The organism is Streptomyces sp. NPDC090127 (assembly GCF_044746945.1).
Classification (GTDB): domain Bacteria; phylum Actinomycetota; class Actinomycetes; order Streptomycetales; family Streptomycetaceae; genus Streptomyces.
The window spans coordinates 22,701-36,113 of the sequence record NZ_JBIVDE010000004.1; the positions used below are offsets into that span (position 1 = coordinate 22,701).

Genomic DNA, 13,413 nt, shown 5'->3' on the forward strand with positions numbered 1-13,413 from the left:
CATAAAGCTCTGGGCGTGGCGGCCCCAAGCGCGACATGATCGGGGGCGACCGGTCTCATACGACAGGAGACAGCTGTGCCATCTGGGACCCATTCCATCGACGCGGCCTTCACGGCGCTGCCGCTGCGGGCGCTCGCCGACGCGGCGCTCGCCCGCGCGCGTGCCCTCGGCTCCGACCACGCGGACTTCCGGCTGGAGCGGGTGCGCAGCGCCACGTGGCGCCTGCGGGACGCCAAGCCCTCGGGTTCCTCGGACACCACCGACCTCGGCTACGCGGTGCGCGTGGTGCACGGCGGGGCGTGGGGGTTCGCCTCCGGGGTGGACCTGACCATGGACGGGGCGGCTCGGGTCGCCTCGCAGGCCGTCGCCATGGCCAAGCTGTCGGCGAAGGTGATCGCCGCGGCGGGCTCGCAGGAGGTCGTGGAGCTGGCCGAGGAGCCGGCGCACGCGGAGCGGACCTGGATCTCCGCGTACGAGATCAACCCCTTCGACATCCCGGGCGCCGAGAAGAGCGCGCTGCTCGCCGACTGGAGCGAGCGGCTGCTGCGGGCGGACGGCGTGGCGCACGTGGACGCCTCGCTGATGACCGTCCAGGAGAACAAGTTCTACGCCGACACCGCCGGCACCGTCACCACGCAGCAGCGGGTCCGGCTGCACCCGCAGCTCACGGCGGTCGCGGTGGACGGGACGACGGGCGAGTTCGACTCGATGCGGACGATCGCGCCACCGGTCGGGCGGGGCTGGGAGTATCTGACCGGCACCGGCTGGGACTGGGACGCCGAGCTGGAGCAGATCCCGGGGCTGCTCGCCGAGAAGATGCGGGCACCGAGCGTGCAGGCGGGGACGTACGACCTGGTGGTCGACCCGTCGAACCTCTGGCTGACGATCCACGAGTCGATCGGCCACGCCACGGAGCTCGACCGGGCGCTGGGGTACGAGGCGGCGTACGCGGGGACCTCGTTCGCCACCTTCGACCAGCTGGGGAAGCTGGCGTACGGCTCGTCGATCATGAACGTGACGGGTGACCGCACCGCCGAGCACGGCCTCGCGACGATCGGGTACGACGACGAGGGCGTCGAGGCGCAGAGCTGGGACCTGGTGAAGGACGGCACGCTCGTCGGCTACCAGCTGGACCGGCGGATCGCGAAGCTGACGGGCCTCGGCCGGTCGAACGGCTGCGCCTTCGCCGACTCCCCGGGGCACGTGCCGGTGCAGCGGATGGCGAACGTCTCGCTCCAGCCGGACCCGGGCGGCCTCTCCACGGAGGACCTGATCGGCGGCGTCGAGCGCGGGATCTACGTGGTCGGCGACCGCTCGTGGTCGATCGACATGCAGCGGTACAACTTCCAGTTCACCGGGCAGCGGTTCTTCCGCATCGAGAACGGCCGGCTGGCCGGCCAACTGCGGGACGTCGCGTACCAGGCGACGACGACCGACTTCTGGGGCTCGATGGAGAAGGTCGGCGGCCCGCAGACGTACGTCCTGGGCGGCGCGTTCAACTGCGGCAAGGCCCAGCCGGGCCAGGTCGCCGCGGTCTCCCACGGCTGCCCGTCCGCCCTGTTCCGGGGCGTCAACATCTTGAACACCACGCAGGAGGCCGGTCGATGAGCGCGCGTTCCACCAAGCCGTACGAGATCGTCGAGCGGGCGCTCGAACTGTCCCGGGCCGACGGCTGTGTCGTCATCGCGGACGAGGAGTCCTCCGCGAACCTGCGCTGGGCGGGCAACGCGCTCACGACCAACGGCGTCACCCGCGGCCGTACGCTCACCGTCGTCGCCACCGTGGACGGCGCCCAGGGCACCGCGTCCGGTGTCGTCTCGCGCTCGGCGGTGACCGCGGACGACCTGGAGCCCCTGGTGCGGGCGGCGGAGGCCGCCGCCCGGGCCGCCGGGCCCGCCGAGGACGCGCAACCCCTGGTCGAGGGCGTCGACTCCTCCCCCGACTTCATGGACGCGCCGAACGAGACCGGCTCCGCCGTCTTCACGGACTTCGCGCCCGCGCTCGGCGAGGCCTTCGCCCGCGCCCGGGCCGGCGGCCGCGAGCTGTACGGCTTCGCCAACCACGAGCTGACCTCGACCTACCTGGGTACGTCGACGGGGCTGCGGCTGCGGCACGACCAGCCGAACGGCACGCTGGAGCTCAACGCCAAGTCCCCTGACCGCTCGCGGTCCGCGTGGGCCGGGCGCTCCACCCGGGACTTCAAGGACGTCGACCCGGCGGCGCTCGACGCCGACCTGGCGAAGCGCCTCGGCTGGGCGGAGCGCAGGATCGAGCTGCCGGCCGGGCGGTACGAGACGCTGCTGCCGCCGACGGCGGTCGCCGACCTGCTGATCTACCAGCTGTGGTCCTCGGCGGCGCGGGACGCGGTGGAGGGCCGGACGGTCTTCTCGAAGCCGGGCGGCGGGACGCGGATGGGCGAGACGCTCTCCCCGCTGCCGCTGACGCTGCGCAGCGACCCGAACGAGCCGGGGCTCGAGTCGGCGCCGTTCGTGATCGCGCACTCCTCGGGCGACGACTCGTCCGTCTTCGACAACGGTCTGCCGCTCGCCCGGACCGACTGGATGCGCGAGGGCAGACTGGAGCGCCTCATCACCACCCGGCACACCGCCGCGCTCACGCGCCTGCCGTTGGCGCCCGGCGCGGGGAACCTGATCCTGGAGGGCGGCGGGGAGCAGTCCCTGGAGGACATGGTCGCCGCCACCGGGCGCGGGCTGCTGCTCACCTGCCTCTGGTACATCCGCGAGGTCGACCCGGCGACGCTGCTGCTGACCGGCCTGACCCGGGACGGCGTCTACCTCGTGGAGAACGGCGAGGTGGTGGGCGAGGTGAACAACTTCCGGTTCAACGAGTCGCCGGTGGACCTGCTGTCGCGGGCCTCGGAGGCGGGCCGGACCGAGAAGACGCTGCCGCGCGAGTGGAGCGACTGGTTCACCCGGGCCGCGATGCCGGCGCTGCGGGTGCCGGACTTCAACATGAGCTCGGTCAGCAAGGGTGTCTGACCCCCATAGACTGAGTCACGGCGTGACGACCATCAACCAAGGAGACCGAAGATCGTGACGGACATCGTCGACGAGCTGAAGTGGCGCGGGCTGTTCGCCCAGTCCACCGACGAGGACGCACTGCGCAAGGCTCTCGCGGACGGTCCCGTCACGTTCTATTGCGGCTTCGACCCGACCGCGGCCAGTCTCCACGTCGGTCACCTGGTCCAGGTGCTCACCGTGCGCCGGCTCCAGCAGGCCGGTCACCGGCCGCTGGCGCTGGTCGGCGGTGCCACCGGCCAGATCGGTGACCCGCGCCCGACGGCCGAGCGCACCCTGAACGACCCGGAGACGGTCGCGAACTGGGTGAACCGGCTGCGGAGCCAGATCGAGCCCTTCCTCTCCTTCGAGGGGGAGAACGCGGCGGTCATGGTGAACAACCTGGACTGGACCGCGGGCCTGTCGGCGATCGAGTTCCTGCGGGACATCGGCAAGCACTTCCGGGTCAACAAGATGCTGACCAAGGACTCCGTGGCCCGGCGCCTGGAGTCCGAGCAGGGCATCAGCTACACCGAGTTCAGCTACCAGCTGCTCCAGGGCATGGACTTCCTGGAGCTGTACCGGCGGTACGGCTGCACGCTGCAGCAGGGCGGCTCCGACCAGTGGGGCAACCTGGTGGCCGGGCTCGACCTGATCCACAAGCTGGAGCCGGGGGCGCACGCCCACGCGCTGGCGACGCCGCTGATGGTGAAGGCCGACGGCACCAAGTTCGGCAAGACCGAGGGCGGGGCCGTCTGGCTCGACGCGGAGATGACGACGCCGTACGCGTTCTACCAGTTCTGGCTGAACGTGGACGACCGGGACATCTCCACGTACATGCGGATCCTGTCCTTCAAGTCCCGCGCGGAGCTGGAGGAGCTGGAGCAGCTCACCGCCGAGCGGCCGCAGGCGCGGACCGCTCAGCGGGCGCTCGCCGAGGAGCTGACGACGCTGGTGCACGGCGCCGATCAGTGCGCGGCCGTCATCAACGCCTCGAAGGCGCTGTTCGGGCAGGGCGACCTGGGCGAGCTGGACGAGGCGACGCTGGCGGCGGCGCTCTCCGAGCTGCCGCACGCGCGGGTGGCCGAGCTCGGGCAGGTCGTGGACCTGTTCACCGAGGTCGGCCTGGCGCCGAGCAGGTCGGCGGCGCGCCGGACGGTGAAGGAGGGCGGGGCCTACGTGAACAACGTGAAGGTGACCGCCGAGGACGCCGAGGTGGCGGCGGACGAGCTGCTGCACGGCCGCTGGCTGGTACTGCGCCGGGGCAAGAAGAACCTGGCGGCGATCGAGGTCGGCGCCGCGGGCTGACGCCTTCGGAGGAGCGATGTCCTCGGGTGATGTCCTCGGGGTGACGAAACGGTGGAGGCCGGTACGCGCGGATGCGTACCGGCCTCCGCCGCGCTCCGGGTCAGGCCCGGTGCGTGGCCCGGGTCAGGCCCGTTGTCTGTTGCTGCGGATCGACGTCCACAGCATGTCGCCCAAGCCCACCACGACGACCGCGCCGACGAGTTGGAGCAGGTGGCGGATCCAGTCGATGCCCTTGGTGTCCTCGACACCGATCCAGCCCGCGACAGCATTGCCGAGAATGCTGCCGAGAATGCCGAAGATCGTCGTCAGCCATAGCGGGATCTGCTGCTTGCCGGGAATGATCGCCTTGGCGATCAGACCGAGCACGAAGCCCACGATGATTGCCCACAACCAACTCATGCTCGCCTCCTGATGCGGCGCAATCTGCGCATGTGCGCCCAGTCTCATCGCATCTGCCATACGACGCATGTCGGACGGATCCATACGAGCCCCGGCCGCCTCGTCCTGCGACGTCAGGCGTACCGTGGAGACAGGTCCGGACCGGGGAGAGTCCGGCGTGGACGCTGGTGGTGGAATGTGATGCGGAAGCATGGCGGACCCGAGGTCTTCCGAATCACCGGGGCCCGGCAGGGCCTCGCCGAGGACGTGCGCGGCCGGGAACGGCGGTACGTGATCTCGATGACGGTGCGGACGCTGGCCGTCATCGCCGCGATCCTGCTGTGGAACGTGGAGCGGCACGTCTCCATCGCGGCGCTCGTACTGGGTGCGCTGCTCCCCTATGTCGCCGTCGTCATCGCCAACGCGGGACGGGAGAAGCCGCCGTCCCTGCCCTCGACGTACGTACCCGGGCCGACCCGGCCGGAGCTCCCCACCGGAGACGTTCCGACGGAACCGCGTACGGAGCGTCCGCCCGGTCAGAGTTGATCATCGGGGCGACCTAAAAGCTCAGGAAAAGCTCAGATCAATCATGAAGTTCCGGTGCACCGCACCCCATTCCCCGTGACATACTTCCTACGCGCTCCGCATCCCCCGTCGGAGCGACGGACCGATGCCGGGCAGCTCCCCCCGTGGCTGCTCGGCATCGCCATTGTTGGACAATGATCGCGTGATCAATCCGGTGAGTGACGAGACCCCGATCGAGACGCCGATCTGCTCCGCCAAGGGCTGCCGCGCCGCTGCCGTGTGGGTGCTGGCCTGGAACAACCCCAAGCTGCACACGCCGGAGCGGCGCAAGACCTGGCTCGCCTGCGCGGAGCACCGCGAGCACCTCTCCCAGTTCCTGGGGGTGCGGGGGTTCCTCAAGGACGTCGTCCCGCTCGCGGAGTGGGAGTCCCCCGACGCCCCGGCCGATACGCCGCCCGGGGACTCAGCCGCCGATAGCTGACATCGGGCGGTCCGGCTGGAGGAAGCTCGGGTCGTCCAGGCCCGAGCCGGCCTTCTTGCCCCACATCGCGATCTTCCAGATCCGGGCGATCTCCGCGTCCGGCGCGTCCGAGCGCAGCGCCGCCCGCAGGTCGGTCTCCTCGGTGGCGAACAGACACGTGCGCACCTGGCCGTCGGCGGTCAGCCGGGTCCGGTCGCAGGCCCGGCAGAACGGTCGGGTGACGGAGGCGATGACGCCCACGGTCTGCGGCCCGCCGTCCACGAGCCAGCGCTCGGCGGGAGCCGAGCCGCGCTCGTCCGTGCCCTCGGGCGTCAGCGTGAAGCGGGTGCGCAGCGACTCCAGGATGTCCCCGGCGGTGATCATGCCGTCGCGCTTCCAGCCGTGCTGGGCGTCCAGCGGCATCTGCTCGATGAACCGCAGTTCGTAGCCGTTCTCCACGGCCCAGGCCAGCAGATCGGGGGCCTCGTCGTCGTTGAGTCCGGGCATGAGGACCGCGTTGACCTTCACCGGGGTGAGCCCGGCGTCGCGGGCGGCGGCCATGCCGTCGATCACGTCGTGGTGGCGGTCGCGGCGGGTCAGGGTCTTGAAGACCTCGGGCCGCAGGGTGTCGAGCGAGACGTTGACCCGGTCCAGGCCGGCGGCCTTCAGCGCGGCGGCGGTGCGCTTGAGTCCGATGCCGTTCGTCGTCAGGGACATCCGGGGGCGGGGCTCGAGCGCGGCGCAGCGCTCGACGATCCCGACGAGGCCGGGACGGAGCAGCGGTTCGCCGCCGGTGAAGCGGACTTCGGTGACGCCGAGGTCGGTGACCGCGATCCGTACCAGCCGGACGATCTCGTCGTCGGTCAGCAGATCGGGCTTGGCCAGCCACTGCAGGCCCTCTTCCGGCATGCAGTACGTGCACCGCAGATTGCACCGGTCGGTGAGCGAGACGCGAAGGTCGGTGGCCACCCGGCCATAGGTGTCGATGAGCACTGTGGGCCCCCTCCCGCTCGTTCGGTGATGTGTACAGCCGAGCCTACGCGAGACCACCGACAACCAGCAGGGGCCGATTGGAACGAGGACCGCGTCGGCCGCGTCGTAGGTCTCTACGACGCGGCCGACGCGTGGTCACGAGAGGTCACGAAGGGTGACGCCCGAGGGCGGTTCAGTGCGCCCCGACGCCGGTGAGGGACTTGACCTCGAGCTCGGCGTACTTGCCCTTGTCCGGCTCCTCCTTGGACAGGAGCGAGCCGAGCCAGCCGAGCAGGAAGCCCAGCGGGATGGAGACGATGCCCGGGTTCTCCAGCGGGAACCAGTAGAAGTCGACGGTCTTGAACATCGAGGTGGGCTTGCCGGAGACGACCGGCGAGAAGAGCACCAGGACGACCGAGGAGATCAGACCGCCGTAGATCGACCAGAGCGCGCCCTGGGTGGTGAAGCGCTTCCAGAACAGGCTGTAGAGGATCGTCGGCAGGTTGGCGGAGGCGGCGACCGCGAAGGCCAGGGCGACCAGGCCGGCGACGTTGAGGTCGCGGGCGAGCGCGCCGAGGGCGATGGAGACGACACCGATGAGGACGGTGGCCCAGCGCGCCGCGCGGACCTCCTCCTTCTCGGTGGCCTTCCCGCGCCGGATGACGTTGGCGTAGATGTCGTGGGCGAAGGAGGACGACGACGCCAGGGTGAGTCCGGCGACCACCGCGAGGATGGTGGCGAAGGCGACGGCGGAGATCACCGCGAGCAGGATCGCGCCGCCGGTCGAGCCGGCACCGCCGCCGATCTCCAGGGCCGCGAGCGGGGCGGCGGTGTTGCCCGCCTTGTTCGAGGCGATGATGTCGCTGTTCTTCAGCAGGGCGGCGGCGCCGAAGCCGAGGACGATCGTCATCAGGTAGAAGGCGCCGATGATGCCGATGGCCCAGTTGACCGACTTACGGGCGGCCTTGGCGGTCGGCACCGTGTAGAAGCGGATCAGGATGTGCGGCAGGCCGGCCGTGCCGAGGACGAGCGCGATGCCGAGCGAGAGGAAGTCCAGCTTCGAGATCCCGGTGGCCCCGTACTTGAGGCCGGGCTCCAAGAAGGCCTGGCCCTTGCCGCTGTTGGTGGCGGCCGCGCCGAGCAGGTCGGAGAGGTTGAAGTTGAACTTCAGCAGGATGAGGAAGGTGATCAGGAGCGTGCCCGCGATGAGCAGGACGGCCTTGACCATCTGCACCCAGGTGGTGCCCTTCATGCCGCCGATGGTGACGTACACGATCATCAGGATGCCGACCAGGGCCACGATGGCGACCTTGCCGCCGTCGCTGGTGATGCCGAGGAGCAGCGAGACGAGCACGCCCGCGCCGGCCATCTGCGCCAGCAGGTAGAAGATCGAGACGACGATCGTGGAGGTGCCGGCGGCGGTACGGACCGGGCGCTGGCGCATCCGGTAGGCGAGGACGTCGCCCATGGTGAACCGGCCGGAGTTGCGCAGCGGCTCGGCGACCAGGAGCAGGGCCACCAGCCAGGCGACCAGGAAGCCGATCGAGTACAGGAAGCCGTCGTAGCCGAAGAGCGCGATGGCGCCGGCGATACCGAGGAAGGACGCGGCGGACATGTAGTCGCCGGAGATCGCGAGGCCGTTCTGGAAGCCGGTGAACTGGCGGCCGCCGGCGTAGAAGTCGGCGGCGCTCTTGGTCTGGCGGCCGGCCCAGACGGTGATGACGAGCGTGGCGACGACGAAGGCCCCGAAGAGGGCGATGATCAGCGGCCGGTGCTCGGTGGTCGCGCTGTCCGCCGCCAGCAGGAGGGTGGTGCTGTTCACGCGTCGGCCTCCATCCGGTTCTTGATGGCCTCGGCCTTCGGGTCGAGACGGTCGGCCGCGTGGCGGGAGTAGAGCCAGGCGATGAGGAAGGTGGTGGCGAACTGGCCGAGACCGAGGACGAGCGCCACGTTGATGTTGCCGAAGAGCTTGGTGCCCATGAAGCCGCCCGCGTAGTTGGAGAGCAGCACGTAGAGCAGGTACCAGGCGATGAAGGCGACCGTCAGGGGAAAGGCGAAGGAGCGGTAGGTGCGGCGCAGTTCGCCGAACTCCGCGCTCTCCTGCACCGCGACGAAGGCCTCGGTCGTGGGCTGGACGGGGCCGGCGGCTGGGTCGTGGCCGCCCGTCGACGGCGGCGGCGGTGCTTCGGTGACCACGGAGTCTCCTTGGGGCGCGGATGCGGTGGGCATGGACAAAAGGGGCCTCACTGGGGGTGGGGTGACGGAGCTCCGACCGGAGCGCCTCCCCTGCACAACGGCACGGCGCGCACGGCGAAGCGGTTCACCGGGGGTGGTTTTCTTCCTGGATATTCCTCCGGATCCACATCAACTCCTCTCAACTCATTGATGGAGCGGGAAGATCAGCGATAACTTCACTCGTCATGCACCTGCCTGTACGCAAACGGCGTACGGGCAGTACATACGGATGATGTGGAGAACCCATGGCTCATCTGGGATCGGGACGCGGCCGAGTACTCGCTCTGCCTGTCGGTCTCGCGTTGACGGCCTCGCTCGGCTTCCTCCCGGCGGGCGCGTCCGCCGCCGAACTGAGCGAAGCCCCGGCGAAGGCCGCCGTCTCGACGAGCGCCCCCAAGCTGTCGTACGTCGTCAATGTGGGCGCGGGCCGCGGGACGGCCGCCTCGGTGAAGAAGGCGATCGCCAAGGCCGGCGGCACGGTGGTCATCTCCTATGACCAGATAGGTGTGATAGTCGTCCACTCGCAGAACCCCGAGTTCGCGAAGACGATCCGCAAGGCGTACGGCGTGGTGTCGGCCGGTGCGACGCGCACCGCCCCGCTCTCCGTCCAGAGGGACACCTCGATCGGCGAGGGCAGCCAGTCGCTGACCGCGGCCGAGGCCACGGCCGCCGCGGCCAGCGCCACGGACGGCCAGGACGCGCTCGAGCCGCTCCAGTGGGACCTGCCCGCCATCAAGGCGGACAAGGCCCACAAGCGGACTCTCGGCAGCAGCAAGGTCACGGTCGGCGTCATCGACACCGGTGTCGACGACACCCACCCGGACCTGGCGCCGAACTTCGACGCGCGCGCCTCGGCCAACTGCGTGACCGGCAAGCCGGACATCACCCCCGGCTCGTGGCGTCCGCAGGCGGGCGAGAGCGACCACGGCACGCACGTCGCCGGCACGATCGCCGCCGCCAAGAACGGCCTCGGCATCACCGGTGTCGCGCCGGGCGTGAAGGTCTCGGGCATCAAGGTGTCCACGACCGACGGCTTCTTCTACACGGAGGCCGTCGTCTGCGGCTTCGTGTGGGCGGCCGAGCACGGCGTCGAGATCACCAACAACAGCTACTACACCGACCCGTGGCTGTTCGCCTGCAAGAACGACGCCGACCAGAAGGCCCTGCTCGAGGCCGTCACCCGTGCGACGAACTACGCCGAGCACAAGGGCACGGTCAACGTCGCGGCGGCCGGCAACTCCGACATGGACCTGGCGGCGGACGAGCTCACGGACGCCACCAGCCCCAACGACACCACGCCGGTGAGCCGGGTCGTCGACCCGAAGAAGTGCCTCGACTACCCGGCGATGCTGCCGGGCGTGGTCACCGTGTCGGCGACGGGCGCCAAGGACCTGAAGGCCTCGTACTCCAACTACGGTCTCGGTGTCGTCGACATCGCGGCGCCCGGCGGCGACCGCACCGAGTACCAGACCCCGGAGGCCCCGGCGATCAACGGCCGCATCCTGTCGACCACGGTCAACGGCGGCTACAACTACAAGGCCGGTACGTCGATGGCCTCGCCGCACGCCGCCGGTGTGCTCGCGCTGCTGAAGTCGACGCACCCGAAGGCGAGCCCGGCCCAGCTCAAGGCCATGCTGTACGCGCAGGCCGACGACCGCGCCTGCACCAACCCGTACGACATCGACGGTGACGGCACCGTCGACGCCGTCTGCGAGGGCGGCAAGGGCAAGAACGGCTTCTACGGGACCGGTCTCGTGGACGCGCTGGACGCGGTCCGCCGCTAGGCATCGCGCACGACGAGGGGCCCCGGTGCGACGCGTGTGCGTCGTGGCGGGGCCCTTTCGCGTGGCGACGGGTGTGTCGCGGCGGCCTGTTCGTGGGGCGTGGGGCCGGGTGTGTGTCGCGGCGGCCCGTTCGTGTGGCGACGCGTTTGCGCGTCGCGGCGGCCCGTTCGTGTGGCGACGCGCTTGCGCGTCGCGGCGGCCCGTTCGTGTGGCACGGAGTGCCATCATGCGCGGATGGACGAACTGACGGACACCACGGTGCGTACGGGTACGGAGTTGTTGTGGGCGGCCCTGGGCGGCGATCCCGCGCTGGTCGACCGGGTGGCGTACGGGGGGCCTTCGGGGCTGCTGCCGGCCCGGCTGCCGGTGATGGACCTGGCGCGGGCGACGGTCGCGGTCGCGGGGCTCGCCGCGGTGGAGCGCGGGGGGCTGCCGGGGCGCGTCCGGGTGGACGACGGGGCGGTCGCCACCGCTTTCGTGAGTGAGCGTCACCTCCGGGTCGACGGCCGGGCGCCGGTCGCCTTCGCGCCGCTCTCCCGCTTCTGGCGGTCCTCGGACGGCTGGGTCCGTACGCACGCCAACTACCCGCACCACCGGGCGGCGCTGCTGTCGGCACTCGGGACGCCCGGCGCGTCGGACTCGGTGGAGGCCGTGGCGGCGGCGATCGCCGAGCGACGGGCCGTGGACGTCGAGACGGCGGTGTACGGGGCGGGGGGCCTGGCGGTCGCCCTGCGGACCCCGCAGGAGTGGGCGGCGCACGCGCAGGGCCGGGAGGTGGCGGCGCTGCCGCTGGTGGCGCGGGAGCGGCTCGACGACGCGGCGCCGAGGGGGCGCGCGGGCCGTCCGCTGCGGGTCCTGGACCTGACCCGGGTCATCGCGGGACCGGTCGGGACCCGGACGCTCGCGCTGCTCGGCGCGGACGTGCTGCGGATCGACCCGCCGGCCAACCCCGAACTGCCCGACCAGCACGCGGACACGGACATCGGCAAGCGGACCACCGCGCTCGACCTGGACAGCCCCTCGGACCGGCGGGCCTTCGAGGAGCTCCTGGACGCGGCCGACGTCCTGGTGACCGGCTACCGTCCGGGCGCCCTGGACCGCTTCGACCTGCACCGTCCCGGTCTGGTGATCGCCCGCCTCTCGGCGTGGGGCGACCGCGGGCCCTGGGGCGAGCGGCGCGGCTTCGACAGCCTGGTGCAGGTGGCGACCGGGATCGCGGTGACCGAGGGCTCCTCGGACGAGCCGGGCGCGCTGCCCGCACAGGCCCTGGACCACGGCACGGGCTACCTGCTCGCGGCCGCGGTGCTGCGCGCCCTGACCGAGCAGGACCGGGAGGGCGGCACCCGTCTCGTACGCCTGGCCCTGGCGCGGACCGGCCACTGGCTGACGCACACGCTCCCCCGCTACGACCCGGAGCGCCACCTCACGCGGACGCCCGGCCCGCTGGGCCTGCTGCGGCACGCGCTGTCGCCCGTCGCGTTCGACGGGGGCCCGGCCGGCTGGACCCGCCCGCCGGGTGTCCAGGGCGGGGACGAGCCGGGGTGGCTCGCCGACTGAGGCGGACCGGCGGAAGGCTACGGCTACGGCTACGGCTACGGGTCCAGCTACGGCTACGGCTACGGCTTGACCAGGACCTTCAGGGCGGTGCGCTGGTCCATCGCCGTGTACCCGGCCGGGACGCCGTCGAGGTCGACGGTCAGGTCGAAGACCGGGGACGGGTCGAGGCGGCCGGAGAGGACGTCCGGGAGCAGCTCGGGGATGTAGGCCCGGACCGGGGCGACGCCGCCGCGCAGGGCGATGTTCCGGTCGAACATGACGGAGAGGTCGAGTCCCGTACCGCTGCCGTGCGGGACGCCGACGTACCCGATGGAGCCGCCGTCGCGGGCGACGGCGACGGCGGTGCGCATCGACTGCTCGGTGCCGACGGCCTCGATGACGGCGTGGGCGCCCTGGCCCCCGGAAGACCCGCCCGGCGCCCTCGGGCCTGCTGCTCGCGGTCCGGACGGTCACCCGCCGGTTCACACCCCCGCCGCTCCCAGCAGCGAGCCCGCCCCGTAGGTCACCGCCATCGCCAGTGCGCCGCCGGAGACCGTGCGGAGGATTGCTCGGGTGGGTGGGGCCGCGCCCAGGCGGGCGCTGGACCAGCCGGTGAGGGTGAGGGCCGTCAGGACCGAGGCGACCGTGATCCAGAGGCGGGTCGACGTGGGTGGGAGGACGATCGCGAGGAGGGGGAGCAGGGCGCCTGCGGTGAAGGCGAGGAAGCTCGCGGCCGCCGCGTGCCAGGGGTTGGTGAGCGCGTCGGGGTCGATGCCCAGTTCCACGCGCGCGTGGGCGCGCAGGGCGTCGCGGGCGGTGAGTTGTTCGGCGGCCTCGCGGGCGACGTCAGGGGTGAGGCCGCGAGCGGAGAGCAGCTCCGTCAGCTCCACCAGCTCCGCCTCGGGGTCCTCGCGGAGTTCGCGCCGTTCCTGGGCGAGGGCCGCCTTCTCGGAGTCCCGTTGGGTGGAGACCGAGACGTACTCGCCCGCCGCCATCGACATCGAACCGGCGAGCAGGCCCGCCAGGCCGGCGGTCAGCAGCGCGGAGCGCGACTCCGTCGCGCCGGCCACGCCGACGACGAGGCCGGCGGTGGACACGATGCCGTCGTTGGCCCCGAGCACGGCGGCCCGGAGCCAGTTGAGGCGGGCGCCGAGGCCGCCGCCGTGGGCCTCGTCGTGGGTGGACGTGTCAGTCACCA

At 71.4% G+C, this 13,413-nt stretch carries 12 protein-coding genes and 1 pseudogene; 7 read left to right on the forward strand and 6 right to left on the reverse strand.

Features of this window, described 5'->3' with window-relative positions:
• The first annotated feature begins 96 nt into the window (after window positions 1-96).
• The 3 genes from ACIPPS_RS15675 to tyrS are packed head-to-tail and all read left to right on the forward strand — an operon-like array spanning window position 97 to window position 4,325.
• Window positions 97-1,608: a TldD/PmbA family protein gene (locus ACIPPS_RS15675; RefSeq protein ID WP_401433063.1), complete on the forward strand. Its 1,512-nt coding sequence runs from the start codon at window positions 97-99 to the stop codon at window positions 1,606-1,608.
• On the forward strand, window positions 1,605-2,999 hold the full coding sequence (locus tag ACIPPS_RS15680) for a metallopeptidase TldD-related protein (RefSeq protein ID WP_401431532.1): 1,395 nt from the start codon (window positions 1,605-1,607) through the stop codon (window positions 2,997-2,999). The genes ACIPPS_RS15675 and ACIPPS_RS15680 overlap by 4 nt, the downstream gene beginning before the upstream one ends.
• A gap of 54 nt (window positions 3,000-3,053) precedes the next feature.
• Entirely contained in the window at window positions 3,054-4,325 is a 1,272-nt protein-coding gene (gene tyrS / locus ACIPPS_RS15685; protein WP_401431534.1) for a tyrosine--tRNA ligase, read from the forward strand.
• A gap of 123 nt (window positions 4,326-4,448) precedes the next feature.
• On the opposite strand, the gene ACIPPS_RS15690 is transcribed toward tyrS, so the two are convergent.
• A complete protein-coding gene (locus ACIPPS_RS15690) occupies window positions 4,449-4,724 on the reverse strand; it encodes a GlsB/YeaQ/YmgE family stress response membrane protein (protein WP_401433066.1) in 276 nt (91 codons plus the stop codon).
• 180 nt (window positions 4,725-4,904) lie between these two features.
• On the opposite strand from ACIPPS_RS15690, the gene ACIPPS_RS15695 reads away from it, so the two are divergent.
• Both ACIPPS_RS15695 and ACIPPS_RS15700 read left to right on the forward strand, forming a co-directional pair.
• The gene (locus tag ACIPPS_RS15695) at window positions 4,905-5,249 is read left to right on the forward strand and encodes a DUF3099 domain-containing protein (protein WP_401431537.1); all 345 of its coding nucleotides are present in this window, start codon (window positions 4,905-4,907) and stop codon (window positions 5,247-5,249) included.
• Window positions 5,250-5,430: 181 nt separating this feature from the next.
• Window positions 5,431-5,709 (forward strand): hypothetical protein, encoded by a 279-nt coding sequence (locus tag ACIPPS_RS15700; RefSeq protein WP_401431540.1) that lies wholly within the window; start codon window positions 5,431-5,433, stop codon window positions 5,707-5,709.
• Here ACIPPS_RS15700 and moaA read toward each other — a convergent pair.
• The 3 genes from moaA to ACIPPS_RS15715 all read right to left on the reverse strand — a co-directional run bounded on the left by moaA (window position 5,692) and on the right by ACIPPS_RS15715 (window position 8,856).
• Window positions 5,692-6,681: a GTP 3',8-cyclase MoaA gene (gene moaA / locus ACIPPS_RS15705; RefSeq protein ID WP_401431543.1), complete on the reverse strand. Its 990-nt coding sequence runs from the start codon at window positions 6,679-6,681 to the stop codon at window positions 5,692-5,694. The two genes, ACIPPS_RS15700 and moaA, sit on opposite strands and share 18 nt — an antisense overlap.
• 172 nt (window positions 6,682-6,853) lie before the next feature.
• The gene (locus tag ACIPPS_RS15710) at window positions 6,854-8,482 is read right to left on the reverse strand and encodes a cation acetate symporter (RefSeq protein ID WP_401431545.1); all 1,629 of its coding nucleotides are present in this window, start codon (window positions 8,480-8,482) and stop codon (window positions 6,854-6,856) included.
• Window positions 8,479-8,856 carry a DUF485 domain-containing protein gene (locus ACIPPS_RS15715; protein WP_401431548.1) on the reverse strand — a complete coding sequence of 126 codons (378 nt, stop codon included), beginning with the start codon at window positions 8,854-8,856 and terminating at the stop codon, window positions 8,479-8,481. Before ACIPPS_RS15715 ends, ACIPPS_RS15710 begins: the two co-directional genes overlap by 4 nt.
• 284 nt (window positions 8,857-9,140) lie before the next feature.
• On the opposite strand from ACIPPS_RS15715, the gene ACIPPS_RS15720 reads away from it, so the two are divergent.
• Window positions 9,141-10,679, forward strand: a complete 1,539-nt coding sequence (locus tag ACIPPS_RS15720) for a S8 family peptidase (RefSeq protein WP_401431551.1) — start codon at window positions 9,141-9,143, stop codon at window positions 10,677-10,679.
• A 234-nt stretch (window positions 10,680-10,913) separates the two neighbouring features.
• Window positions 10,914-12,236, forward strand: coding sequence for a CoA transferase (locus ACIPPS_RS15725; protein ID WP_401431554.1), 1,323 nt, complete (start codon window positions 10,914-10,916; stop codon window positions 12,234-12,236).
• A gap of 59 nt (window positions 12,237-12,295) precedes the next feature.
• Here the strand turns inward: ACIPPS_RS15725 and ACIPPS_RS15730 are convergent.
• Window positions 12,296-12,634 (reverse strand): annotated as a pseudogene (locus tag ACIPPS_RS15730) (zinc-binding dehydrogenase); the annotation flags it as partial.
• A 63-nt stretch (window positions 12,635-12,697) separates the two neighbouring features.
• Entirely contained in the window at window positions 12,698-13,411 is a 714-nt protein-coding gene (locus ACIPPS_RS15735) for a VIT family protein (protein WP_401431556.1), read from the reverse strand.
• Window positions 13,412-13,413: the final 2 nt, after the last annotated feature.

Bases quoted from the DNA above. Each gene is read 5' to 3' on its own strand.
- ACIPPS_RS15725 (WP_401431554.1), top strand. From the start codon at position 10,914: ATGGACGAACTGACGGACACCACGGTGCGTACGGGTACGGAGTTGTTG.
- ACIPPS_RS15720 (WP_401431551.1), top strand. From the start codon at position 9,141: ATGGCTCATCTGGGATCGGGACGCGGCCGAGTACTCGCTCTGCCTGTC.
- ACIPPS_RS15690 (WP_401433066.1), bottom strand. From the start codon at position 4,724: ATGAGTTGGTTGTGGGCAATCATCGTGGGCTTCGTGCTCGGTCTGATC.
- ACIPPS_RS15695 (WP_401431537.1), top strand. From the start codon at position 4,905: ATGCGGAAGCATGGCGGACCCGAGGTCTTCCGAATCACCGGGGCCCGG.
- ACIPPS_RS15680 (WP_401431532.1), top strand. From the start codon at position 1,605: ATGAGCGCGCGTTCCACCAAGCCGTACGAGATCGTCGAGCGGGCGCTC.